The 25,158-nt window shown below is 37.5% G+C and carries 20 protein-coding genes; 11 read left to right on the forward strand and 9 right to left on the reverse strand.

Annotated features, from left to right (window positions below; genetic code table 11):
* Positions 1-382: 382 nt before the first annotated feature.
* Genes DUT70_RS04700 through DUT70_RS04715 form a run of 4 tightly spaced genes read right to left on the reverse strand, consistent with a single transcriptional unit; the run spans position 383 to position 5,454 of the window.
* Entirely contained in the window at positions 383-1,792 is a 1,410-nt protein-coding gene (locus tag DUT70_RS04700) for a TolC family protein (protein WP_113646115.1), read from the reverse strand.
* Positions 1,793-1,794: 2 nt separating this feature from the next.
* Complete coding sequence (locus DUT70_RS04705; protein ID WP_113646116.1) at positions 1,795-3,093, reverse strand: HlyD family secretion protein; 1,299 nt, start codon at positions 3,091-3,093, stop codon at positions 1,795-1,797.
* Between the two features lie 2 nt (positions 3,094-3,095).
* Positions 3,096-4,778: a peptidase domain-containing ABC transporter gene (locus tag DUT70_RS04710; RefSeq protein WP_113646117.1), complete on the reverse strand. Its 1,683-nt coding sequence runs from the start codon at positions 4,776-4,778 to the stop codon at positions 3,096-3,098.
* A 1-nt stretch (position 4,779) separates the two neighbouring features.
* Positions 4,780-5,454: a TetR/AcrR family transcriptional regulator gene (locus DUT70_RS04715; RefSeq protein ID WP_113646118.1), complete on the reverse strand. Its 675-nt coding sequence runs from the start codon at positions 5,452-5,454 to the stop codon at positions 4,780-4,782.
* A gap of 459 nt (positions 5,455-5,913) precedes the next feature.
* On the opposite strand from DUT70_RS04715, the gene DUT70_RS04720 reads away from it, so the two are divergent.
* The 5 genes from DUT70_RS04720 (at position 5,914) to DUT70_RS04740 (ending at position 14,400) form a co-directional block, all read left to right on the forward strand.
* Positions 5,914-6,495: an RNA polymerase sigma factor gene (locus tag DUT70_RS04720; protein WP_317047811.1), complete on the forward strand. Its 582-nt coding sequence runs from the start codon at positions 5,914-5,916 to the stop codon at positions 6,493-6,495.
* Positions 6,496-6,585: 90 nt separating this feature from the next.
* Positions 6,586-7,686: a FecR family protein gene (locus tag DUT70_RS04725; RefSeq protein ID WP_113646119.1), complete on the forward strand. Its 1,101-nt coding sequence runs from the start codon at positions 6,586-6,588 to the stop codon at positions 7,684-7,686.
* 142 nt (positions 7,687-7,828) lie between these two features.
* Positions 7,829-11,470 carry a SusC/RagA family TonB-linked outer membrane protein gene (locus DUT70_RS04730; RefSeq protein ID WP_113646120.1) on the forward strand — a complete coding sequence of 1,214 codons (3,642 nt, stop codon included), beginning with the start codon at positions 7,829-7,831 and terminating at the stop codon, positions 11,468-11,470.
* 11 nt (positions 11,471-11,481) lie between these two features.
* The gene (locus DUT70_RS04735; protein WP_113646571.1) at positions 11,482-12,957 is read left to right on the forward strand and encodes a RagB/SusD family nutrient uptake outer membrane protein; all 1,476 of its coding nucleotides are present in this window, start codon (positions 11,482-11,484) and stop codon (positions 12,955-12,957) included.
* Positions 12,958-12,978: 21 nt separating this feature from the next.
* Positions 12,979-14,400 carry a TlpA family protein disulfide reductase gene (locus DUT70_RS04740; RefSeq protein WP_113646121.1) on the forward strand — a complete coding sequence of 474 codons (1,422 nt, stop codon included), beginning with the start codon at positions 12,979-12,981 and terminating at the stop codon, positions 14,398-14,400.
* A gap of 469 nt (positions 14,401-14,869) precedes the next feature.
* Here the strand turns inward: DUT70_RS04740 and DUT70_RS04745 are convergent, their stop codons facing one another.
* Positions 14,870-15,352, reverse strand: coding sequence for a hypothetical protein (locus DUT70_RS04745; RefSeq protein ID WP_113646122.1), 483 nt, complete (start codon positions 15,350-15,352; stop codon positions 14,870-14,872).
* A 744-nt stretch (positions 15,353-16,096) separates the two neighbouring features.
* Here DUT70_RS04745 and DUT70_RS04755 point away from each other — a divergent pair.
* Positions 16,097-16,399: a hypothetical protein gene (locus tag DUT70_RS04755; protein WP_113646124.1), complete on the forward strand. Its 303-nt coding sequence runs from the start codon at positions 16,097-16,099 to the stop codon at positions 16,397-16,399.
* Positions 16,383-17,252 carry a DUF2971 domain-containing protein gene (locus DUT70_RS04760; RefSeq protein ID WP_113646125.1) on the forward strand — a complete coding sequence of 290 codons (870 nt, stop codon included), beginning with the start codon at positions 16,383-16,385 and terminating at the stop codon, positions 17,250-17,252. Before DUT70_RS04755 ends, DUT70_RS04760 begins: the two co-directional genes overlap by 17 nt.
* Before the next feature lie 307 nt (positions 17,253-17,559).
* Here DUT70_RS04760 and DUT70_RS04765 read toward each other — a convergent pair whose 3' ends face one another.
* Complete coding sequence (locus DUT70_RS04765) at positions 17,560-18,402, reverse strand: hypothetical protein (protein WP_113646126.1); 843 nt, start codon at positions 18,400-18,402, stop codon at positions 17,560-17,562.
* Positions 18,403-18,652: 250 nt separating this feature from the next.
* Between DUT70_RS04765 and DUT70_RS04770 the strand changes: the two genes are divergently transcribed.
* Entirely contained in the window at positions 18,653-19,150 is a 498-nt protein-coding gene (locus tag DUT70_RS04770; RefSeq protein ID WP_113646127.1) for a hypothetical protein, read from the forward strand.
* Positions 19,151-19,288: 138 nt separating this feature from the next.
* Here the strand turns inward: DUT70_RS04770 and DUT70_RS04775 are convergent, their stop codons facing one another.
* Positions 19,289-19,657, reverse strand: a complete 369-nt coding sequence (locus DUT70_RS04775) for a hypothetical protein (protein ID WP_128353292.1) — start codon at positions 19,655-19,657, stop codon at positions 19,289-19,291.
* Positions 19,654-20,238, reverse strand: a complete 585-nt coding sequence (locus DUT70_RS04780; protein WP_113646129.1) for an RNA polymerase sigma factor — start codon at positions 20,236-20,238, stop codon at positions 19,654-19,656. The genes DUT70_RS04775 and DUT70_RS04780 overlap by 4 nt, the downstream gene beginning before the upstream one ends.
* Before the next feature lie 124 nt (positions 20,239-20,362).
* Here DUT70_RS04780 and DUT70_RS04785 point away from each other — a divergent pair, with 124 nt between their 5' ends.
* The 3 genes from DUT70_RS04785 (at position 20,363) to DUT70_RS04795 (ending at position 23,886) form a co-directional block, all read left to right on the forward strand.
* Positions 20,363-20,701 carry a DUF6249 domain-containing protein gene (locus DUT70_RS04785; protein ID WP_128353293.1) on the forward strand — a complete coding sequence of 113 codons (339 nt, stop codon included), beginning with the start codon at positions 20,363-20,365 and terminating at the stop codon, positions 20,699-20,701.
* Between the two features lie 46 nt (positions 20,702-20,747).
* Entirely contained in the window at positions 20,748-22,406 is a 1,659-nt protein-coding gene (locus tag DUT70_RS04790; protein WP_113646131.1) for a serine hydrolase, read from the forward strand.
* An 895-nt stretch (positions 22,407-23,301) separates the two neighbouring features.
* Complete coding sequence (locus DUT70_RS04795) at positions 23,302-23,886, forward strand: hypothetical protein (RefSeq protein WP_113646132.1); 585 nt, start codon at positions 23,302-23,304, stop codon at positions 23,884-23,886.
* 487 nt (positions 23,887-24,373) lie between these two features.
* On the opposite strand, the gene DUT70_RS04800 is transcribed toward DUT70_RS04795, so the two are convergent.
* Entirely contained in the window at positions 24,374-25,111 is a 738-nt protein-coding gene (locus tag DUT70_RS04800) for a hypothetical protein (RefSeq protein WP_128353294.1), read from the reverse strand.
* Between the last annotated feature and the right edge of the window lie 47 nt (positions 25,112-25,158).

Here is a 25,158-nt window from a genome sequence, read left to right on the forward strand (position 1 = left end):
AATTGTTTTAATTACAACTTTTCTGATTAGCAAGTTAATTAATTAGCGGCAAATATTAAATATCAAACACTAATTATATTGTAGAGTGGTTAAACCGCATTACTTAAGTTCAAATTCAGAAAAGATCAAAAGTATTGTTTGGCAGCAACGGTTTTCTTTAAATTGACTAGGCATAATCACAAAATGAGATATTTTTTCATCAAAATAGTTTTAGCTATCATAATGACGCACTTTATTTTAAAGCCTTGCTTCGCCTAGTTTTATTGATTATCATTCAGCAGCTCGTATATTTCTGCCAAATGGTTGGGCTTTGTATTAGAAGTTACTGAACCCGTTGATGAGCAACTGAGTGGCGATAGAAAGGTGCAAAATTTACGGTCAACTATCTTACGACAAAATTCTCATTTAACCATTTGAGCTGGTTATAGCCTTTGATAAATTTTAGCCGAAGTTCTAAGATTTTTTCTTGTGCATCTATCAACTTATTTTCCCTACTGTTAATAAGGAACAATGAGCTTTCTCCGTTATTATACTTGGCTTCTTCTGCCTTTACCAAGCGCTGATAGTTGTCAATATTTTGAGTCGCAATCTCTATTTGGTTACGATAATTGAGTACTTCATTTTTATAAGTATTTAGCTTTGTATCAACTTCCTGACGCTTATAAGCAATATCCAACAGGTTTTGCTGCACTTTGCTTTTCGCAATTCGATAATCGCCCCTAGCCTGTCTTAAAAAAATAGGTATTTCTAATTTTAAGCCATATTGATAGTTGTTTTGGAACAATGGAAAAAACTCAGACCTGTAGTTTTCTTTATTAAAGAAATTATAGGTAAAATCTAATTTTGGTAAAAGACTTTGAAATTTAAGTCGTCTTTCGCTTTCCAAAAACTCCTGTTTTCCTAAATAGTATATTACCGATGCATGGTTACCTACAGACTGTCTATTCAGTTGGCTCAACAACTGGGCATAGTTGGTATATGCTATGTTGTTCAACAATGTTTCTTTAGGGATAATACCTTCGGATATGTCATAAGGTTGCTGATTTTCTTTCCATAAAAATAAAGATAGCTCTTGGGTGGCTTTTACAAATTGTAGGTAAGCATCTTTTTGTTCTAATTCGAAACTTTGTAATTGGGATAAAGCCTCGGTGGTATCTATAGCTGCACGCTCTCCATATTGGTAAGTCTTTTTGGTTAGTGCTAAACGATCTTTGTTGATATTAACCGCCTTGCTTTGCAGCATAAATATTTCATATTCCTTTACCCAATTCCAATAAGCATTGTCAGCAGCTAAAAGCAAATCGTTGGTAAGCACTAGCTGCTCCGCCTGGGTCATCTGCAAACCAATTTTGGCTTGGTCAAGCAGTGCTCGACGTTTGTCATAAAGAAAATTTTTGGCTAAAGGAATGGTTAGTCCAAACTGGTACAGTCCACCACGGGTATCGCTGTTGTTGAGCTTTTGCCCATCAATATAATGATAACTTCCGTTTACCTCAATGCCATACCAAGTAGGAATGCCCAAACCTACATTGGTTTCTTTATAGTAATCAATTCCATCAATAGTTTTAGCACCTTTTTTAGCCTCCACTACGGGATCAAAATTGCCTCTAGCCTTACTGATCTCGGCTTTAGCTATTTCATTCTGCAAGCGATACCTAAAGGCTAGTGGATGGTAGCTTTTAACTGCAGCTAAAAACTCTTCATGCGAAAGTTGCAGGGCACTTTGACCGAAAGTAGATTTAACTACACAAATTACCAGGAAAAATAGGATAAATCTATATTGTATCTTCATTTCTACTTTGTAGTTGTTTCCGTTTTGGCTACATAATAATCGGGAGGAAAGCCGTTGATATTTCGCCAAAGTTCGTACCAAATGGGCACATCATTCAAAATGGCAATACCTTGTACACCCGCACCCATTTTTATTTGGGGCGGCCAAGGCTTTTGCATTTTATCTTCCACTACCAATGCCTTGAATAAGCCATTGACACTGATATTGTTTTCTATCGCCACTAACTTTCCAGTAAATGTTCCGTAGCTTGTATTTGGCCAGCCTGAAAAAACAATTGCTGGAAAGCCGTCGAAAATACACATGACACGTTGGCCTTCTTTAAGCAAAGGCAAATCCACTGGTTTCACGTAAATTTCCACGGCATAATCTACTTTTTTAGGTACGATTGTACCTATACTTTCTGTTTCTTTCAGGATTTCGCCAATACCTGCTTTATTGAGCTGTACCACTTGTCCATCTTGTGAGGCTAAAACAAAATATAGGCCTTTCCTAGCCTTATAATTAGCTGCCTGATTTTCAAGCTTGGCGATATCGCCAGTACTTCCCTCAATTTGGCCCATACTTTGATAACGTTCGCCCTGAGTTTTACTCAATTTTTCAGTGTAATCTTGTATAGTCGCATTTTGCTCAATGTTGGTGGCTACTATTTCTTGCCTGGTTTGAGCCAATTTGTTTTGTGCAGCCGTTTTTTTAGCTAATGCGTTCTGATAAGATACACTGCGCTGCTGAAATTGAGTAAGTGATACTAAACCATCATCATACATTTTTTTCTGTCTGTTGTATTGGTCTTCACTCAATTTCAATTCATTATCTGCCGCGATCAGCTCGGCTTCTTCAGCTGCTAACTTGTTATTTAATTGGCCAATTTTAACTTTAAGCTGACTTATTTTTAGCTCTCTGGAAGCTTTTAATGCAGTTAACTGACTATCTGTAGCACCTACTTTTGCTTCATAATAGCTACGCACACCTTTTTTGGCCTTTACTTGCTCTTGGGTACGTTCTAACAATAATGGGTCTAGATAGTCATCTTTTACTTCAGTTAACTGAATAATGGTATCTCCTTTTTTCACGTAATCACCATTTTTTACGTACCACTTAATAATTTTACCAGGAATGGGCGAATTAAGTTGCTGTGGGCGTTGATCTTGATAAAGTGTGCTTACATTGCCTCTTACTTTGATATTTTGGGTCCAAGGTAAAAACAGCACCACTATGCCAAAAACCAAAAAGATATAAAACCACCTTTTTACGCGTGAGTCTCGATTAATGTGATAAATATTATCGATAGATTGTAATTTCATTTTTATATGCGATTAGGTAAGTTGCTGGTTACTTTGCCATCTTGTAGGTATAGTTGCTGGTCGGCAATGTTCATCAATTCTGGATCATCTGATACAATGACTATCGTTGTTTTTTTCTTTAATTCCTGTAAAAAAGCCAACATTTTCAACTTAAATTCTCCATTCATTCCATCCAAAGGATCTTCTAATAGTAAGAGACGATGGTTGCCTAAAAGTGCCCTTAAAAGCAATATCTTCTTCTTGGAGCTAAATGATATTTCGGTGTCTGTTTCGCTAAGTTCAGTATAAAATCCATTGGTAAATTGACTAGATAGGTGCTCAATCCCCATCTTTTCTGATAGCTCCAAAATATCTTCTGTGCCTAAATCCTTGCGTCCCAGTAAAATATTTTCTTGAAGTGTGCCTTTGATGATTTTCATATCTTCCATATAAAGACCAATCAGGTTTCTGAGCGAAATTTTGTCTAGGTTTTTTAGCGGAACTTTATCAAAAAGAATTGACCCAGTTATCGGGTCATAAAATCCAGCCATCATGTTTAGTAGTAATGACTTTCCAGCACCCAATTTCCCTAATATCATATTGATGGTGTTTGGAGCGATATCAAAATTTAAAGCGGATAATATGGGTTTATTGTCGTTGAACGAAAAGCCGACATCGGCAAAGGAAATCTCCATACCAACGTTCTTCTGTTCCAGAACAATATCGGCATTATGCTCATCTGTAAGTTCTGTGACCTTTTCAAGTTTTACTAAAGAGGCAATGACATCATAATAGCTTTCTAAGCTTTTAATTAGTTTCTCAACGGCAGTCATCATGGTTAATACCACAATTTCAGTGGCAATGAATGCACCAATATTCAATTGTTGGTTCACTAACAAGTAGGTTCCTATGGCAAGCATCAACAACGTCATGATTACCTTAAAGCCAATTATTGCCTTATATTGAAACTCCAAGACTTTGAAATGCGAGGTACGATGACTTAAATATTTCACTACCCGCTCATCGGTACCTGCTAGGTGAACCTCGGTTTTAGAGTTGATTTTAAAGGTTTTAATGGCACCAGCAATGTCTTCCAACCAAGATGCAACTTCATACTTTTTATCGCTTTCTTCAACGCTCGACTGAATGCCAGAATCCATGGTATATCGGAAAATGAGCACTACAATTACAATGACTATTCCTCCAAAAACCAAAAACCAAGGGTGATAAAATGACAGCAGTAATATTCCAAATAAGATCTGTATTAATGCGGTGGGAATTTCGAGCAATATTTTTGATATTCCTTTTTGCAGGTTTGGCGCTTCAAAAAAACGGTTCACCAGCTCTGGTAAATAGTATTTTTTGGTACTTGATAAATTAATGTTGGGTAATTTTTCTGCAAATGCAATTGCATATTCTACAAAAATTTTCTGCTGAATTTTTTCGATGATCTGCATGACCTTAATCCTGAAAAAACCCACCAAAAAAGTACCCAATACCACCAAGGCGATAAGTAAATATAGCGAGGTAACCATGGTAGCTCCCATTACAAAACTTACAATAGCTTGTATGCCCAAAGGAATACTGAGCTGTACCAACCCGCTTAAAATGGCATAGATATAAATGGCGGTTACATCACTTTTTTCTTTTGTGATGTATCTGAACAACGCCCTACTACTTTTTGTATAATCCTGATTTTGTGCCATATTATTTAATTACTGAGAAAGCCAATACGTTGAGATATGCTAGTACATAGGCTTTGTGTGATGTGTTGCTACGGTTGTCTGTGAGTTTAGGCAAATGCTCACTAAAAAACTGCTGGTCATGGGCCGTTTCCATTAATGTACTTGCTAAAGATTTTGGATAACTAAAATTTGGGTTTATTTCTGAAATGACCTCCCCTATACATTGGCATAAACTTTTAAGTGGGTTAAAAACCAGCTCCTTGTTAATTTCGTCTACCTCTTTAACTAAGTAAGATTTGCTACTTTCTGATATGACGATACTATGCAATTTTTTCAAGTCGTATTCTTGCATTTCGTAACTGTTAACGTCGTTATGTGTAATAATTTCTAGAAGTAGTTTAAGTTTTGCAGTGGCGTCCGTAATTTGCTGCATACGCATTTTTGCGACAAACTCTAAATAGTTCCAATACCAGTTTAAAATATAGGTAAGCAGTTTATGCTTTGATGAAAAATATCGATAGATCGTTGTTTCTGTGGATTCTATTTTCTGCGCTAGTTTTTTAAATGTAAATCTCTCAAAACCAATATCATCAATCAAATCAATGGCATTGCGAATTATCGCTTTTCCCAATTCACTTTTTTCTGGATCCCTTAGATAGAGATGATCGCTTAGCTTAAATTTAAGCAAAAATTGCATCACAATGATTCCTTTACTTTTAAAAGTTAAACCTTCACAAATGTAAGTAACACTATCATTACAGCTTACATAACACTCATTAACGATTGTGGTTTTATTGACTTTTGACAGTGTGTAAACGTTTAGATTAAAATGAGATTAGAATTTGAGAAGCATCAGCTATTTCATTAGCCACCACCGATCGTTTTTCTATCGATATGTTGAAATAAAAAAGACTGCTTTTTAAAGGCAACTCCTTTTTCACTGTAACATAATCTTGTTTGTAGGCCTACCTTTTAATCATAACAATGAGCAACTTGAGTTATTTCAAAAGGCGACGGCAATACTAGCATCACCTCCGTAAAATAAACAAGCCGCTCATATTTAATAAATTAACTATCAACATTAGAAATAATCGGGTAAGATGTGATATGCAATAATTGATTAAAGAAAAATAGTTAAATTAGATATAGTTTACTTATGATGATGGTTATATACAATGCGATCTCTGATGAGGACCTCGTTTTGCTTCTAAACAATGGCGACCGACTGGCTTTTACGCAGCTATATGAAAGGTATAAGTACTTGCTATATGTGCATGCCCTAAGGAGATTGAGAAATGAGGCAGAGGCAGAAGATTTGATACATGATCTTTTTGCCACCATTTGGAACAGGCATGAAACACTAAACCTGAAAGGACGCTTACAGGGGTATCTTTACACGGCGGTTCGTAACCGTATTTTTAAGTTGATGGCCCACAAGAATGTCGAATCTGAATATATTTCATCATTTCATCAGGCCATTGAGCCAACCGCCAATATTACTGATTATTTGGTAAGAGAAGCTCAAATGGCTGCCATGATCGAAAAGGAGATTGCGGCCTTACCCCCTAAAATGCGTGAAGTTTTTGAACTTAGCCGAAAACAGCATCTTTCGCATAAAGAAATTGCCGAACAGCTCAATATTTCTGAGCAAACGGTTTCGAAGCAGGTTACCAATGCGCTTAAAATCCTTAAAACAAGACTTGGCCTACTGTTCTATTTAATTTTTCTGATAAAGTAAGGATATTTTCATTTTTTTTTTAGTCATCTACCTGTTGCCGCACAGTTAAAGGTCTATACTATTAATTGGCAAAAATAGACCCAAACGGTAATGAATAAATACCAACTAAAAACCCTTTTAGAAAAATTTGATGCTGGTACCTGTACAGAAGAAGAAATTTCACTGCTGGAAAGTTGGTACCTGAACTGGCAAATTGATGAACCATTTGAGTTTGATGTGGCGGCAACAGACCAAAGCCTGGAAAGAATTTGGACAAGGTTACAGGAAGAGGAAAGAAAACCAGTAAAATTATACTCACGTAGTTGGATCACATGGGCCGCAGCAGTTATCCTGATTGCTGGCATTGGCTTGTTATTTTACAAAACCGATTATTTTAATGACCAGGAAAACAATCGTTACGCAAGTGAAATTAAGCCAGGCAGCAATAAGGCATTCCTTACGCTTTCAAATGGCCGTATCATTAATTTAAGCGCTTCAAAATCTGGATTAAGCATCACTGAAAACCAGCTTAGGTACAACGATGGAACCGAATTGAAAACTGCACAGGTTATTTTGCCTGAGCATGAAAATGAAATCACCATTCATACGCCAAAGGGCGGAACTTACCAAATCACCCTACCCGACGGCACCAAGGTTTGGCTAAATGCCTCAACCCATTTAACCTATTTAGGCCAATCAGAAAAAAATGATAAACGGCAGGTTAAACTAAGTGGAGAAGCTTATTTCGAAGTAGCTAAAGACCCAACGCGACCATTTATAGTACAAACCAATAAGCAGTATATCGAAGTGCTGGGAACACATTTTAATGTGAGCAATTATAACGACGATGATATTGTGACCACAACTTTATTAGAAGGGCGTGTTAAAATTAACAAAATGATCCTTAGCCCAGGCCAGCAATCGGTACTTGCTAATGGGCAAGCCAAAATAGTTGAAGCTGATTTGGAATCGGTGATGGACTGGAAAAACGAAGATTTTGTATTTAAAGGCGAGGATTTTAAAACCAGCATGCGCAAAATTGCCAGATGGTACGATGTTGAAATTGTATATGCTACTGATATAAAAGAAGACATCAGACTTGGTGGATGGGTTTCAAGAAAAAGCAACCTTTCTGACGTGCTCAAAAGAATAGAAATAACTGAAAAAGTTCACTTTAAAATAGAAGGGAGAAAAATTATAGTAGAAAGATAAATACGATGATTAAAAAATCCAGAAAAGTCAGAAGTATGGCTAAATACTCCTGACCTGATTTGGTTGAGATAAATAAATTAACTACACGCATAATGCCGAAGCTTGGAACCTAAAGGCAGTATGCTCACCAAAACCTAAACAAATGTATAAAATTTATAACTATAAATTATTGCGCATTATGCGACTAACCATCGTCATGCTTATCGCAGCAATGATGCAGGTAAGCGCCGCCAGCTTTGCCCAGCGGGTTACACTTAATGAAAAACGAGCTTCTGTTGAGAAAATACTCAAGAAAATAAGGGCTCAAACTAATTACGATTTTTTATTTGAGGATGACCTGTTAAAGGCTGTTGGAGAGGTAGCTATTAAAGTGAGTAATGTGCCCCTTGAGGAGGCATTGCAAACACTTTTCAGCCAAACCTCACTTACTTATAATATTGAAGGTAAGATTATTGTCATACTGGCCAAAAAGAAGCCCCTACCCCAAAATAAAGTAGCATTATTTGGCGAAATTGATGTAAAGGGAAAGGTAGTTGATGAGGCGGGCCATCCTTTGGTGGGGGCAACAATAAGTATCCTGGTTCAGGAATCTTCTGAGGATGAAAAAACTGGAGATTTTTCGATGTCTATTAAAGGCAGGAAAGCCATTACTGTAACTAATGCGGCGGGCGAATTTGAGTTGAAAAATGTAGCAGAACAAGCTTATGTCATTATTTCCTATATCGGTTATCAGGATTACTCCATAAAAGCTGCAAAAGATCTCGGTATTATCAAAATGAAGCTTTCTGGAAAACTGCAAGAAGTAGTTGTAACTACTGGTTATCAGCAAATTTCAAAAGAACGCAGTGCAGCTTCATTTGCTAAGCCTGATATGAATGTTGTAGCAGATCGTGCCACCAGCAACAACATCATCCAGCGATTGGACGGACTGGTACCTGGATTGGTCATCAACAATTCGCCTACTAGCGGAAAGCAACAATACCTTATTCGTGGATTAAGCACACTATCTAACGTACAAAATTATGCCAGCGCCACGCCTTTATTTGTCGTAGATGGAATACCCATTGCAGATATTTCTTCGATTAACCCGCAAGATGTGCAGGACATATCGGTATTAAAGGATGCTACAGCGTCCTCTATCTGGGGAGCGCGGGCGTCTAATGGTGTCATTGTGATCACCACCAAAAAAGGCAGTAAAAATCAGCAACTAAGAATCAGTTATAATGCATTTACCAACTTTCAGGGCAGGCCAAACATCAGTTATTTTCCAATGATGAATAGTGCACAATACCTACAAGCTTCCAAAGAAACCTTTGATCCGATCAACTACACCTACAGCCCCATTTATACCCCTGTTTCTGGTAATACAGGCTATTCTCCAGACCGAAAGATCGAATGGGACTTCGCCAAAGGCTTAATCTCGGCCGCCGTAAGAGATGCCAAGCTGGATAGCCTTGCTGGTATTGATAATCTTAGCCAGATGAAAGATATTTTTTACCGCCCACAGGTATTGATGAACCACACCCTTTCTTTATCGGGCGGAACAGAACGTTATGTCAATTATACCTCAATTTCGTATCACAATAACCAAAGTTATATTCCTGGAAATAGCGACAATACCTATAAAATCAATACCCGACACGATTACACTTTTAACCCAAATATTAAAGCCTATTTTATTGCCGACCTGACCAACCAGCGCACCGCTTCAAGCCGTGCAGTTACTCCTGATAATCGTTTTTTACCGTATCAATTATTTCAAGACGCTTCGGGCAATAGTATAGATATGTCTTACTTGGGGTATACGCCCATAGAGGCCATTGCGGCATTAGAAACTTTAACTGGTAGAAGTTTGCGGTATAATCCTATTGACAATCAGCGCACGGGTATGAGCGACAGTAAAGCTTTTACAGCGCGTCTCACATCTGGCCTTACGATTAATCTTTATAAAGGTTTACGCTATGAAGGTGTGTTTGGCTATTTAAGGGGTGCCAACCGTTCAACAAGCTATGACGACAATACGAATTACAACCAGAATATACAAATTCTACAGTTTGCACAAAATAATGGCGGTACCATTAAATATAATTTGCCCAATATTAACGGGAAATATGGCACTACCAATTATACCGATGAGAACTGGACGATTAGGAATCAGTTGGTATATGATTATACGTCAAAAAATCGACTACATGAGCTCAGTATATTGGCCGGTTATGAAGCGCAAGAGCAAAAAAATATTGCCACAAGCAGCAGTGTTTTTGGATACAACGTAACTGCCCAAACATCTACCCTAATAGATTATAATACATTAACTGCAACGGGTATAGCTGGGGGGATTATCCCTACCTTAGGTGGCAATGCAAGATTGAGTGAAACACCATTTACACAATCTGAAGCACTGCAAAGGTTCAAATCATTTTATGGAAATGTAGGCTACACTTTTGATAAAAGATATACCTTAAACGCCAGTTGGAGACAAGATAAAAGTAATCTTTTCGGCATCAACAAATCGGCACAGCGTAAACCTGCATGGAGTGTGGGCGGAAAATGGACCCTTAGCAATGAACCATTTTTAAAAGGTAATGCAACGGTGAATACCCTTGCTACGCGAATCACTTACGGTATTGGCGGAAACTCGCCAACCCCTGGCAAAAGTGCCAACCAAGATGTACTTGTCGCCTCTACAAATGTTAATGTGCCAGGTGGGCAGGCTTATAGTGTTCAAACCCCAGGAAATAAAAACCTAACTTGGGAACAAACCCGTACGCTAAACGTGGGGCTCGACTTTTCTTTATTCCATTCTAGACTTAGTGGTTCTTTAGATTTCTATCAAAAAAAGTCATCTGACCTGATTGGTCCATTAAGTGTAAATCCTTTTACAGGCTTTCCAACCATTGTGGGCAATGTGGGTAACATTTCCAATAGCGGAATGGAAGCTTCTATTCAGTCGGTTAATATTAATAGTCATGATTTCAAGTGGAACAGCTCTTTCACTTTATCTTATAACAAAAATAAGGTGACCAAAATCAATCTGTTAACTGCTGTGGTTACTGGAAGGGATCAAATTAATGCACAATACCTGCAAAACTATCCTGCGTTTTCGGTTTTTGCCTTTAATTATGCGGGCTTGGATGCCTCTGGCAATCCATTGGTACGGCTTGCTAACGGCAGTGCCTCATTGGGTATGACCAATGCCACTACCCCACTGGCAAATGATGCATTGTTTAAAGGGGTATTTCAACCTTCGTGGAACGGCGGGTTATCCAACACATTCGGTTATAAGCATATTTCACTCAACATCAACATTATTTATAATCTTGGCAATGTTATGTTCAGGGATGTCAACACGATATACACCGAAGGTCTGCGTGCACCTGGTTTTATTGGTAATCAGAATTTTCAAAGTGGCAACCTTCGAACTGATTTCGCTAATCGCTGGCAAAAGCCTGGCGACGAATTTATTACTGATATTCCAAGCTACAGAAACCTTACAGACCATGCGAAGAGAAATACTGACTATTACCGATATGGGCATACGAATATTGTTAGTGCTGCCTACATGAAAATAAGAGACTTGAGCATTGCTTACACATTTTCTAAAACCCTTCTCAGTAAGCTTAAGATTGAGGGTTTAAGCCTGCGTGCGGGTATGTCTAATATCATGCTTTGGAAAGCGAACGATTACGGCATTGACCCCGAGTTTCAGGATGCTCGTTTTGGCAACAGAACGCTTCCTACAGCACAAAACGCATTTAACCTGGGTATACGTTTAACCTTATAATGATAAAAGCCATGTTTTACAATAAATATAACAAGCTAAAATTAATACTCTTTGTTGGTTTAGCTGCACTCGTGTGGGGCTGCAAAAAAGACTTTCTGGAAGTTGTTCCAAAAGGCGTAGCGGTTGCCACCAAAACTTCAGATTATGAACTTTTATTGAATGACAGGTCTTTGAATGTCATTAATATGGCTTCACAAATCGTTATGTCGGATGAACTGGCGGGGTTTAATCCTTCCTATAGTGTTGGTACGGGAATTAGCTTAGTTAGTGACCAAAAAGCATTTGAATACCAGGATGATATTTATTTATCTGGGGATAATACTTCTGAGTTAACCATACTCGAACGCCAGTTATATTCCTATAACAAAATTATCAACGAGGTGATGGGATCCAAAGAAGGGAATGATGCGAAGAAAAAAGCGTTGAGGGCCGAGGCCCTGGCTGGCAGGGCCTGGGTACATTTTATGATGGTTAATTATTACGGAAAACCTTATCACGCGGCTACTGCTGCTTCGGATATGGGTATCCCTTTGGTTAAGGTGGCTGACGTGACCGAAACTAACTTTACACGTTCTTCGGTACAGGATGCCTACGACCTGATTATCGCAGATTTAACTGAAGCAATCCCGAACTTGCCAGCTCAAATTATCGCCAGGCAGCGCATGTCAAAAGCCGCAGCAGAAGCCATTTTGGGCAAAGTTTACGTTAACATGCAACAGTTTGACAAAGCACTGCCGCTATTTACCGCTTCTATTAACCATCTTTCGGGGTCTAGCGTTCCAATAGGGTTATATGATTACAATGGAGCATTTAGTGTTGGGGGTGTTTTCTATCCAGTAAATCCAATTACCGGTCCCAACCGTTTTAATTTAGCTATAGATAAAGAAGTGCTGTATATTAAACAATTCATCAATCTTTATAGTTATTTTTTTTCAGCTTTCCCTGTTCATCCGCAAACTGCGGCCCTATTTACCAAAGCGGATCTTCGCCTCAATTTCTTCAGCAATGCACCTTTTCCGCTTACGGCACCTGCGTTTCCTAAAGGTATGCTTAGGTCTTATGGCAGATACAGCAATGCAGGCATTAGTGTTCCTGATATTTATCTGCTAAAGGCGGAGTGCGAATCGCGTACAGGAGATTTATCTGCTGCTGTGACAGATCTGGTTGCTTTTCGTAAAACGAGAATGGATAAAAATGTAGCAAATGCTGCAAATATACCTACCGATATCGCATCAGATAAAATCGCTTTAACCAAATATATTTTGGAAGAAAGAATTAGGGAGTATGCCACCCAGGGCGAACGTTGGTGGGACATGCGGCGCCTATCGGTTGACGAGACCTACAAGTCTACGGTGGCCATGGTGCATCACATTTATGATGCGAGCGGGAATATCATCAAGTCTATTCCATTGAAACCAGAGCGGCTAACGTTTCGCTTCCCTCCATATATTATGAATGCGAATACCACAATCACACAAAATCCATAAACCATATTTAATTATAAAACCATGAAAAAACTATTGATGTTGGTTTTGCTAAGCCTTTATGCAGGCATGGCATTAGCACAAAAAGAAGCTACAAAAGTTAATATTGAAATTACTGGCATTAAACCCGACTCCATTTGGGCGACTGGCAATAATAAAGCTTTTTTTACCAAACCAGACCAAAATAACCGTTATGTATTGCATTATAGCCTGGATAAACCCTTGCAGGTAAGGGTAGGCTTTGACAAACCTGTAAAAAGAGAGCTAACGCTATATTTGGAAAAGGGAGCTCAACTAAATGTAATTTCGGACTTTGATCAAAATAGCTCATTCTCTGGTAAAGGAGCAGAAGAGACGAAGTTATTAAATGAGTGTATACAGGCGTATCAAACAGCCTACCAAGCTAAACAAAAAGAGATCGGGAATACAATTCTGAGTATTGAAGACGCGATTAAAACCTATTGTGATTTAGGGCAAGTAAAATTGAATATGCTGGAGGCCAATCGGCAGAAAGTGAGTGCAGCATTTTATGAAGAATGCAAGATCTCTTTTATATCAGATAAACTATCGCTGCCCATTATATTCCCAAGATACTATGTTACGCCTGAAAAAAAACTTTCAGCATGTATTCCGCCAAGCTATTGGACATTGGGAAATGAAGTAAAAATAGACGATAAGTTTGTTAGTTCTGCTAACTACGTAGCATTCATGGCACATGTTTTCCCTGTGTTTTTAAGTAACCGCGAAAGGTTTGAACAGGGAACACTGGATCAGGCATTATCGACTGAGGAGGACCTTAAATTTAAAATCGCACTTTTAGAAAAAACATATCCCGAACATTTAAAGCGCATTGCTCTTTTTGAAATGATAAAGTATACTATTGGCAAAAGTAAAGACTTAGCACAGCTCAAACCATTTATGGACGATTACATTGCCAAATATGCCACTGAAATCCAAAAAAAGGAATTAACGGATGCTTACCTTAAAATGGATAAGCTCTCATCGGGCAAGATGGCACCCGAATTTACTTTAAAAAGTTTGGAAGGTAAGGATGTTTCGCTGAAAGACTTTAGAGGGAAAGTTGTGTACATTGATTTTTGGGCAAGCTGGTGTAGCCCATGCAGGTATGAAATGAAAAACGGCAGCCCTAAATTGCATGCTAAATTTAAGGATAACAAAGACGTTGTGTTTTTGTATATCAGCGTTGACAGTAAAATAGATGCTTGGAAAAAAGCAATAGCCGATGATAAAATAGAAGGCATTCATCTGCTTTCGCAAGCTAAGTCAAGCTCTGATAGTCCGATAGCCAAAGCGTTTAATGTATCGGGTATTCCACATTATGCCATTATAGGCCGAAACGGTAGGATTTTCGATAATGATGCCCCAAGACCAAGTCAGGATATTACTGTAACCAGAATAAAGGAAGCCTTAAACCAGGCTAACTAAAAAATGCAGCAAAGCTGGTCTTTTCTATTACTTGGAAAGACCAGTTTTTAAAAACACCAATAGTGATGTTTTTATTGAAATCATCATGAAGTGTGTAAAGGATGATCTTGGTGAACACGCATCACCATTGCTATAATAACAAATATAGGCTTGTTTAAGCCTCGGTTGGCATCCGTTAACGCTCCGTTGGCATCGGCGATGACTAATTTGGCATTTTGTATGGCTCGGTTGGCATCCGCGATGACTCCGTTGGCATTTCATATGGCAAATTTGGCATTTTGTATCACTCGGTTGGCATCGGCGATGGCTAATTTGGCATTTCATATGCCAACGGAGGCTTAAACAAGCGGATCGGAGCGTTAAACAAGCCGACGGCATCGTTAAAAGAATAGTCGGTGACACCAAAACAAAGGTCCGTAGGTTAAAAATAACGCTACGGACCTTTCAAATACATGAACCGAGGCTTTACTTAAGCTTCTGGATCTTTATCTTTTTTAATTTTAGCCTTGCTAAAGAACTGTTTAAGCTCTTTCATTTTTACTTCATAATTCTCCGCTCCCGAACCTGCCATAAAACTGGTATAGTTGTAGTCGTTAAGGGATGCTTGATAGTTATCAAAATCGTGGAGAATTTTAGCGCTCTTTAACTTGGTGAGCAGGTTCCTTAATCTAATGATCAGGTTTTCCATTAGCTGACGGCTTTCATAATCTCTGTCAAACTCGTCCCAATCAAATTTATCGGAACTCAATTCGGGCTGGTTTTGGTGGTAGTCGTGCACCTTGTTCACAAAGAGCTTGTTTTGCTCATTAATGCGTCCGTACTTTTTACGCTCCTTTGAAGACAAGGTAACCGTAATTACGGCTAAAGCGGTCTCTAATTGGCTAACGGCCTGTTTTGCTGCAGTGGCTTCCGCAGTCGACAAATGGGTGTTGTTCAAATTGGTAATTGCCATAATCTGGAAATTTTAAGGTAAATATTTGGTTATTTAATTTTTGCAATGGAAGATGAATTTGAGGGAAGCATCGGCTGAAGCAGCACAGTAAAACGGAACGTAGGCCATGAGCCAAACGCGGATAGGTAGTAAAAAAAGGAAGGGATAAAATGCTGCTTGTATACGGCAGTGGCTAGCTGAGTAGCCATTGGTTGATTGTTTTTCATAATTTCAGGTTGGATGTATCTCAAATTTAATAGTTTGATTTTGAGATTCAAATAGGTGGAAGGATTTTTTTGAAAAAAATTAGGTAAATATTCCCAGTTGGGACAATCTTTGAATTGAGTCGTTATCGTCAAACCAAATGTAAATGATTTGCTAGAATAAGTTTGTGTACTATTTTAAAATAGATTTTTTAAATTCTTAAAATGCATTCACATTTCGAAAAATCAAAATAACATGAATTTAGAAAATAAAAACAGAATGAGGAATTAGATGATGATCCCGAAAATGATGATTTGCGCAAGAGAATGAACGCCCTATGAGTGATTTAGCTGCATTCAATTTTATGAAATCTTTGGAAGAAAGTATAAGACAAGAAGGCTCAAGAAAAAATAAATCGCAGTTTATAAAAAGATCGTGAATGCCCTTGATGACGTCAAGGGCTTTTTTGTAAAGAAAAATGACTACCTACTAGAGATGTTGATAAATAAACAATTTTTTTCAAAACACACTTTATAACTTGTAGAAAATTAAATACTTAATATGAAATTAAAGGAAGCTAGGCAGAAAAGAAATGATTTCAGATTTATCATTGGAACAACGTTGGGAGAGGAATTTGTTGAAGATATTGCCATAATACCTAAATCGAGTAATGTTGGAGGTCAAATTTATTCAAGATTAAATATGGGTATGGATTATAAAGATTTATTGAGCGGCTATGATGATTTTGATTTAGTTGTAATTTATGACTATAACAATCTAAGGCTTGGGGGATTTTTGATGACTGATAATTTGGATAAGGTAATAAAGCAATTTAATTTGACAGCAAATGGAAGAAAAAAGTAATCTAAACCATGTTCCCATTGAGGAATTAAATCTTCCTAAAACAATATACAAATTCAGGGACTACGAAAACCCATATCATTTACGATCTTTATTAGATAGTGAGATTTATATACCATCAGTTAATGAATTTAATGATCCCTTAGATTCCAAAACACCTTTCAGATATCGTGAAGAAGATTTAACAGAAGAAAAAATTTATAAAAAGTGTTTATCAATTGCAAAAATCAACTATCCAAATAGATCTGAACAAGAATATCAGCAAATCGCATATGATATCCAGCAGAAAAGTTTAATTATTGATGAAGAACATATAGAAAAATTTGATCGGATGAATTACAATCAAATTTGTAATGATTTCGGTGTATATTGTTTAACTCCTGAATACGATAATTTCTTAATGTGGTCTTATTACTCAAATTCACATAAAGGCTTTTGTATAGGCTACGATTCAAGTGTAATAATAGACTGTGGAATTTTTGGAATGGGCGGTGCGGTAAGGTACAAGAATGAATTTCCCAAATTACCGTTATTCCCATCAGAAGATCATCAACTATTTTTAGATATATTTTTCATAAAGTGGGAGATTTGGCAGCATGAAAAGGAGTTTAGATTGTTGCACCAATATAAAAATGGCAAAATTCAAAAACTCCCATCTAATGCGGTTTCAGAAATAATATTGGGTTGCAATTTCCCCGAGAAAGAAAAACATTTTTTTTTACAACTTATAATCAATAAAATACCAAATGCTAAAGTTTTCCAGATGGAATTAATTCCTTGTGAATTTGGAATTACCAAAAAGCTAGTCTACGATGAAAGTCTTAATATCATAAAAGCTAATCAAATCTTAGAATAAACATTGTTTAATTATAATATTATAATCAGTTAAGTTTATTATATTTTCTAATAGCTCTATCAGTCTATTTAAGAACTTATTGTTGTCTAACATTACCATCTCAAGATTATGTAATCTCTGATTAGCTTATTCAAGCTCATTATTATTGGCGGTATTCCAAGCTGTATTGACCTCAATCATACCAGAAGAGCTGATTATTTCATCAAATTGTTCTTCTTCTATAACGTTGATATATTGTTTTCAACCTATGGTTCGTGTTATCACCAACCAAAAAACTGGCCTATCCAACATCTTAATGAACAACTCTTTAGATAAACCTATTTATTTTAAGAGATTTTAAAGGTTTAGGTTTTGTCTCTTCAGACTCAAGCTGCTTTTCGATCATATAATTCATCTTCCATCCTGATGTAAATGATGGTTGAAATAAATAATCGTCGCCACGATAGTTTTTAACATCATATACAGCATCAATAGGTATTCTGCCCACGACTTCATAAAGTTCTGCGTATGCTTTAAAATAAAGATCTGGCATATACCAAGTAACTTCTGGCTTATCCTCCCAACTACCAAAATTGCAAATTAGTACTTCCGAATTTTCAAAGTCCTTAAGAGTAGGTTTCGTTAGTTGATTAATTCTTGTTGTAGCTACTAAATTGTAAGCTGTTTCTGGATTGTAATCAGCCGCTAAAACCACAGCGCCACCGTAATTGCCATTAGACATTTTAAAGCACAAACAATCACCTGCGGCAAATATCGGTACTCTAAGCCTAATTCTTTTTCTTGGCTTTGCTTTAGGCCTATCCGATTTTAATTTTTGTAAAAATTTCTCCAGCGCAATTCTACGTTTTTTTATGTCTATCTCACTAGCGCCCAACTCAAGCCAGATAGCTAGCTCTTCACCTGTATTAATAACACTCTCTATTTTTTTTAATATTTCTGTGTCAAGTGATTTTGTTTCCCATAGTGCTTGGCCAAGGGCAAACCAAAGGCTATTTTTTTCGTGCTCTATTTCAAGAATCTCCCAGTGTGTTTCAATTATTTTTTTCGAAATGTATTCGGGGCGAGCTCCGCTATTGTATTGGTCAAAGAATTCGCTATAAATATCTGCAAATACATCATTGTCTTTTACACCTGTGCCCCAATTGCCCATTTTGATTCTTCTTTTGTTTCATTACACTTATTAATAGATAGGTATCCAACACCTATAGCTTTTCAAATTGCTCTTCAACATTATGAAACTTTTCAATAGAAAACAAAAAAGTCTCTAGCTATTCGCTAAAGGTTTTTCCCGAACCCAATACTTGATGATATGCGGAAATAGCTTACTTAATCAATTTTTGAGAACCTAGTGGAACTAAGTTTTAACTAAATTAGCCTCAGTTCGTATATTTAAACCCATCATGAATACGCTCCCAAAATCAACTGCTGCTATTTTGACTTACAAGTCACTCAACAGAGATGTAGATAAAGAGTGGATTGATTGGGCCGTTGAAATGCTGATGAATGGTTTTGATTCGGAGCACTTAGTCATCTTAGCGGGCATCAGTCCGCCTTATGATCAATTTGAACTACAATCGTTAACCCAAAAAGTATTTCAAGAACTAAAATTGGATTATTCTGACCAGAAAATGGTGATTAGAAACTATGTATCACACCTATTCACGTTCGAAATTATGGAGAATTCAGATATTCAATCCCTTTTAAAAAGCTTAAGATTGCTAAGAGACATTTATTATGAATTAGATTACGGTAGTTATATTAGCCCATTTTATAAATTGTATTATGGTGTTGAAGATCTGCAACATGATGATGTTCAATGGTACATCGATGGATTAGATCGATCTAATATTCGGGAAATCGTGAATGGTACTTTTACTAAATGGCTGGCAGAAAATTAGAATTGATTAGATGGAAAAATGGCTATTTCTTTGGCAATTGGAGCTTCCTACATCCTATCGAACAACTCTCCAAATAAACTTTCATATGAAATAGGTTTCGGAAAAAGCTAATTTCTAGACATCAACTTTTTAATCACCTCATTGTCTATCTAAGTTAGCATGCATGATATAGTTTTTAGCCTGAAATAAACTATTATTGATCCTCACCCAGAGCAAAAACCCAACACCAACCATCAAAGCAAGTAAACTTAACAGTACAGCATGGTGCATCGCAAAAGGGTTCAAAATATATAGCATCATTAAATTAAAAAATAGGAGAATAAACATGATCATTTTCCCTAAACGCTCCTCTTTTTTGTACTTGATACTATAACTTATCTTATAACTGGTTATGGATGCGTGCAGCAATTTGTCGGAAAATGCTACTGAAGGAGTATCCAACAGCTCTGGTTTAAGCAAAGAAGTCAATTGGTCAGCATTTTTTATTTTCTTATGTTTTTTCATCATAAATCTTTTAATTCGTCATTTAATAAAACACTTAATAACTCCTCCAATTTTTTCCTGCCTCGCATGAGCCTCATTTTAATTGCAGATTTTCCAAGCCCAAGTATTTCTGCAATCTCAGCAACGCTTTTTTCTCCAAGGTAATGAAGTGTGATCACGATTCTTTCCTCTTCTACCAGTTGGGCAAGTGCCAAATTGATGTATTTTTTTCTGTCGGCCTGTACTAGCCCAGCCACTTCTCTCCTTTCGTTTAAGATATATTCAGCGGCACCCGTTTCCTCGTTAAGCTCTACATGGTTTTTACGTGTGGAATTTAACTTGGTTATCGCGGTGTAGTAAACAATCTTGTAAAGCCAGGTTGAAAACTTGGAGGCGCTTTGAAAGGTAGCCAATGCCTTAAAAGCCTTCATAAACGAATCTTGTACCACCTCTTCCGCATCTTCGTTATTTACACAAATTTTAAGGGCCACAGTGTACGCTAAGTTTCGGTAAGTATTAACAAGATATTCAAACCCTTCCCGTTCGCCCAGAATTGCTTTCTTTAGGTAATAGTCTTCTTCCTTGCGGATTTTTCCGAATAGCATTGTTAGGGCTGTAATTAATTTCCTTTTACTTCAATACTTAGACTACGCTTTTAAAAGAAAGGTCACATTGTGACCAATGTTAATTATTTCAAGTCTTATGAGTAAATAAGATAAACACAATAAAATGGAAAGTACTTCTGCTGCACTATTTATATCCATATGCCTAGTGATATTTGGAATTAGCTATTACTATTTCACTACCCGACATAAGGAGCGTATGGAAATCATTGAAAGAGGCCTCGATCCCCATCATTTTAAAGGCCAGTCAGAATTTTCGTCATGGTTATTGATACTGGGAATTGTAAGCATAGGAATTGCGCTGGGCATTGCAACAGGCACTTGGCTAAGTCTGATATTTCCCCAGCAAAAGATCGCTATTTTCTGCTTTTGTATTTTCTTAGGTTTGGGCCTAGCGCTAATTTCTTGTGGTGCACTGTTAAAAAACATGCGAAAAAAAGATTAGTGTAACCGCCAAAACCATTATCCGTTTAACCTTATCATTAAAAAAAATGAAAACATCATTAAGGGCATTGCTATGCCTTAGCTTTTCTATGCTAGCTCCAGCAATTACAAATGCACAGGTAAATACAAACATCATTGACTCATTGGTGGCAACTGAAGGGCTTACCAACAATGCTCCTGGTACTGTTATCTATCTTTCTAGTGGCGATAAAGTACTTTATCAAAAAGCCTTTGGAAAGGCGAACGTTGAGCTTGATGTGGACATGAAGGTGGACCATGTTTTTCGCATTGGCTCGATTAGCAAACAGTTTACGGCTTGTGCAATCCTTAAACTCATGGAGCAAGGAAAATTATCGCTTGGTGACGATATCCGTAAATATATTCCAGGTTTTCCGCAGAAAAATGAAATCATCACCATTGAAGCGCTGTTAACGCATACCGCTGGAATAATTAACTATACTGGTTTATCTGGCTTTACGGAAGAAGTGAAACGAAAGGATTTAAGCCCTAAACAACTGATTGATTTTTTTAAAGATGAACCGCTAGCATTTAAACCAGGTACGGCTTATAAATATTCTAATTCGGGATACGTGCTTTTGGGCTATATGATAGAAAAGCTTACTGGCAAAACTTATGGCGAATATATTGACGAGGTTATTTTTAAACCTTTAGGGATGAAAAATTCATATTATGATAGCCCTACCAAACTAATTGCGGGCCGGGTACCTGGATATGTACTAAGAAACGGGCAATACCGTAATGCAGATTTCCTTAGCATGACTTTGCCTTATGCCGCGGGCTCGCTGGTTTCTAATCCTGCGGATATTCAAAAATGGTATCATGCTTTGCATAACGGTCAGTTTTTAAAGCCCGAAACGCTAATAAAAGCATTCAGTTCCTTTAAACTTAACAATGGGACTTTAATTGGTTATGGCTATGGTTGGGAAGTGGGCAATGTACAGGGAAGTGCAAGCGTTAAGCATGTTGGGGTAGTAAATGGCTTTTTTACCTATGCAGCCTATTTACCACAGGAGAATTTGTCGATATCCATTTTTAGAAACTGCGACAATGCTGCCGAATTGGATATTATCGCATCGAAAATACTGGCCTTTGCGTTGGGAAAGCCCTATCACTTTAGAAAAATTACCTTGACAGCGTTGGAGATGGAGCATTACCAGGGCGTATACAAGCTAGAAAATGGTGGTGAATATACGATTAGGTTAGAGGACGGCAACCTGATGTATTATTACCAGGGTGGTATAAAAACCCCTTTGAACGCCTACGAGAAAGGACATTTCACACTAGGAAACACTTTAACTAGTTTTCATTTTATTAAAGATAGCTTTGGGAAGATAAACGGTTTCACTATTGATGGTACAGGGCTAGCTTATAAAGCTAGTCGTAAAAACATAAAGGTTGAAGCGCAAAAGAAAATGAGTATACCAACCAAGTTGCTACAGCGTTACACTGGTAGGTATCAGTTTAGCCCTGGGCCTGTTTTTGAAGTTGTATTAGAAGGTGATAAGCTATTTGGTCAGGTAGGAAATGACAAAAAGGAACTTATCCCTTTTGCAGCACATCAATTTTTTGCCCGATACTTAGATGCATCAATCATTTTTAATATGGATGCTAAGGGTAATGTAATGGGCCTTACAAAAATTCAAAATAGTGAAATGATCGCTAAAAGACTCCAATCTCCTCTTTAGATTAGGTTGAAAGCACAAATTAGCATTTGCTATGCATATAAATTACCAAATAGAAAAAGCCTTTAGCGATTTGCTAAAGGCTTTAGAGTTGTACCGTTCAAGATGACTATTTTGAACACCTAGAGCGCTTTTGCAGACTATTAGAACCGATAATTGAAGACTTGAAAAGCAAAGGCTTTATAGAATAAGATTAGTTTTTTAGAAAATAATTTGAATTGGATCAACCTCTATCGGACTACTTTAGAACCTTTAATTTGGCAATATCCAAATAAAATAGTTTAGAATTGGTTGTGGGAAATTTGCTGGGAAATTAATGAATATTGTGAGTAATTGTAGATTTCGGTAATAGTAGCCAGTCCATTCCGTTCCAAACTGTCCACTCCAACTGATCATTTTTGTTTTTCATCCCGACTGCGTTTCTCACCCACCACTTACATTTTCCGATCCAGACACCACAAGTAAACAAGCTCCCATACCTGCCTTTTGCGTAGCAAAAGCATCGGAATAGCTCCCTGACATCACTAAATAACCCTACGTAAATTTAGTTTAACAAACCACATCGAAACTTCTTGAAAAAACCGATTATAAAGCGATCAGAGTCGTTAAAACATAGCGCCCGAAACATTATCCCGAAACATACCAACACACGATCAAACAAGCTTAAAATCAGTCGACTGGACACTTTCAAGCGAAATAGACTGGACACTTTGGAGCGAAAAAAGTGGCCACTTTGAAAAAAAACAGGTGGCCACTTTTAGGATATCCTCCAGTATGGCAGCTTATTTCTGTCTTTCAGGAGGATTAACGTTTCTTCAATAACCTTAGGTATCCTCCATCAACTAAGTGGCAAATACAAACACAAATTTATTCCTATATTGCAGCACATTAAATATTCATGAGAAAATTAATTCTCTCCGCTACGGCACTATTGCTGGCAACAGTGACCATTTCCTGCAAAGACAAGAAGACTGAAGGTATCGAAAAAATGACCGATACAATCAATAAACACATAGACGACGGACTGTTCAAGGAGAATGTGACCACGACACTTCGTGAGGTCACGTTCCTATCGGTAGATACCCTAACCGAAAATACGTTGGATACCCTACGTCAAGTTAAGAACCAGGAGAAAATAGATAACTTCCTATCGGAGACTAGACAATATCAATCCCTGATGAAAAACGAGCTTTCGCAGATGAGATTACAGAAAAGTCTCGGTTGGACAGTACTTTTCAACAATACCAAGAACGATTTCGAGGAACATCAGGGAAAAGCGAAAGCCCTACTTGATTCGATCAACGCTTATGAAAATACGAATCAAAAAATAAAAAATCGCATCAAAACCAACAAGAACCCGAAACCGGTCTATGAAATGAAAATGCTCATCAAGTTGACGATGAACAAAGGCAACGAAAGCCACAACCTTCTGGATACTTCCTTTTATCATTTTAACGAATCATTCGTGATGCTAAGACAGTAATGTAATATCGACGGTCAGCTTTTCTCTACCAAACCGTATCAGATATGTTCATTGGAAAGGTTTACCCACCTTCCTGAGATGACAACATTTTTATAGTCAATTTTTTTGACAAATTACTTATTGTCAACTCTTTCCAGAACCGTTGGGACCCGCAAAAACGTAGAGCTGTGCCCTGGCCATTATAGCACCCTTAGGGTAACCGTACTACCGCTGTCCACATCGACCCTTACCAGTTCCCTGCGGTCACGGTAAGCTCGGATGAACAGGTCATTGGAAGTACAGAGTTCATTACGATAGAGGTTATAGAACCCGCGGCGAAGATTATCACGCTTCACCTCCACGATACGTGCCCGTACCATTCCCGCCTGTTCCTTCAGCGAACGCTCAAATAAAGGTATGAACTTAACTTTTGCCATATCGATCTACAGTATCCACAAATCTATAAGAATGCGTAAAAAAAACTGGCATCCTAAACGCTAAAAGCGACTCATTGTTCATTTTCCAAGTTCTTTAACCTTTTATAGAGCAAATCTCGCATTTTAAAATTCACACGTTCTACCTTTTTGAACTGTTCAGCAGTAGCTTCCCGGTATTTCTTTTGTATTCCAAGCAACTCTTCATTCAACTCGTTACGGATTCTTGCCAATTCTAGGGGTTTATCTTTTTCCACTACCATCTCTATTTCTGTTTTTGAGAAAGCGTAGAATAGCTTGTAGGTGGTATCTAAAACAACCTTATGTAGCTCGATAATGTGGCTAAACAAATCTCCTTTCAATACGATAAACTCGCCATCATATACGAAAAGTTCCAAATGTGCAGTGGCCAGTTCGAATTCGTATTGTCGCTGCTCAATTTCCAGATATTTACGCGTATTCACCTCTTTATAATTCTGCAATTCGTAACCGTAAAAAGAAAACCTCATCAGGGAATATATCCACACGGATTTTTGCTTGTTAAAATCAAAGATGGCATCCCGCTCAGAGTTTTTGAGATTGAGCCTATGTTGGTTATCTAGCGAACGTTGCGCTTTCAACATTTCAGTTTGCTGCGCAAGATCAGATTTTATGTTCTCTACGACTTCTGTTATTTCACCGATATCTTCCTTTGTAGCTTGATTAGCGGCCTTTGCTTCAAAATATTTCGGTAAATAGTTCTTCAGGACATAGAATACGGACAACGATAATATAATTACGAGCCCTTCAATAAGGTATTTTTTTTCTTCCATCATCCCGCTGTTTATCAAAAATCAAGTTGGCATGTCCCTGTTAGAAA

It is taken from the genome of Pedobacter chitinilyticus, assembly GCF_003313385.1.
Classification (GTDB): domain Bacteria; phylum Bacteroidota; class Bacteroidia; order Sphingobacteriales; family Sphingobacteriaceae; genus Pedobacter; species Pedobacter chitinilyticus.

Excerpts from the sequence above, each read along its gene's own strand:
- DUT70_RS04795 (WP_113646132.1), top strand. The coding sequence starts at position 23,302 with ATGAGAAAATTAATTCTCTCCGCTACGGCACTATTGCTGGCAACAGTG.
- DUT70_RS04725 (WP_113646119.1), top strand. The coding sequence starts at position 6,586 with ATGAATAAATACCAACTAAAAACCCTTTTAGAAAAATTTGATGCTGGT.
- DUT70_RS04790 (WP_113646131.1), top strand. The coding sequence starts at position 20,748 with ATGAAAACATCATTAAGGGCATTGCTATGCCTTAGCTTTTCTATGCTA.
- DUT70_RS04770 (WP_113646127.1), top strand. The coding sequence starts at position 18,653 with ATGAATACGCTCCCAAAATCAACTGCTGCTATTTTGACTTACAAGTCA.
- DUT70_RS04705 (WP_113646116.1), bottom strand. The coding sequence starts at position 3,093 with ATGAAATTACAATCTATCGATAATATTTATCACATTAATCGAGACTCA.
- DUT70_RS04800 (WP_128353294.1), bottom strand. The coding sequence starts at position 25,111 with ATGGAAGAAAAAAAATACCTTATTGAAGGGCTCGTAATTATATTATCG.
- DUT70_RS04785 (WP_128353293.1), top strand. The coding sequence starts at position 20,363 with ATGGAAAGTACTTCTGCTGCACTATTTATATCCATATGCCTAGTGATA.
- DUT70_RS04740 (WP_113646121.1), top strand. The coding sequence starts at position 12,979 with ATGAAAAAACTATTGATGTTGGTTTTGCTAAGCCTTTATGCAGGCATG.
- DUT70_RS04775 (WP_128353292.1), bottom strand. The coding sequence starts at position 19,657 with ATGATGAAAAAACATAAGAAAATAAAAAATGCTGACCAATTGACTTCT.
- DUT70_RS04765 (WP_113646126.1), bottom strand. The coding sequence starts at position 18,402 with ATGGGCAATTGGGGCACAGGTGTAAAAGACAATGATGTATTTGCAGAT.
- DUT70_RS04715 (WP_113646118.1), bottom strand. The coding sequence starts at position 5,454 with ATGCAATTTTTGCTTAAATTTAAGCTAAGCGATCATCTCTATCTAAGG.
- DUT70_RS04780 (WP_113646129.1), bottom strand. The coding sequence starts at position 20,238 with ATGCTATTCGGAAAAATCCGCAAGGAAGAAGACTATTACCTAAAGAAA.
- DUT70_RS04745 (WP_113646122.1), bottom strand. The coding sequence starts at position 15,352 with ATGGCAATTACCAATTTGAACAACACCCATTTGTCGACTGCGGAAGCC.
- DUT70_RS04720 (WP_317047811.1), top strand. The coding sequence starts at position 5,914 with ATGATGATGGTTATATACAATGCGATCTCTGATGAGGACCTCGTTTTG.
- DUT70_RS04760 (WP_113646125.1), top strand. The coding sequence starts at position 16,383 with ATGGAAGAAAAAAGTAATCTAAACCATGTTCCCATTGAGGAATTAAAT.
- DUT70_RS04710 (WP_113646117.1), bottom strand. The coding sequence starts at position 4,778 with ATGGCACAAAATCAGGATTATACAAAAAGTAGTAGGGCGTTGTTCAGA.
- DUT70_RS04700 (WP_113646115.1), bottom strand. The coding sequence starts at position 1,792 with ATGAAGATACAATATAGATTTATCCTATTTTTCCTGGTAATTTGTGTA.
- DUT70_RS04755 (WP_113646124.1), top strand. The coding sequence starts at position 16,097 with ATGAAATTAAAGGAAGCTAGGCAGAAAAGAAATGATTTCAGATTTATC.
- DUT70_RS04730 (WP_113646120.1), top strand. The coding sequence starts at position 7,829 with ATGTATAAAATTTATAACTATAAATTATTGCGCATTATGCGACTAACC.
- DUT70_RS04735 (WP_113646571.1), top strand. The coding sequence starts at position 11,482 with ATGTTTTACAATAAATATAACAAGCTAAAATTAATACTCTTTGTTGGT.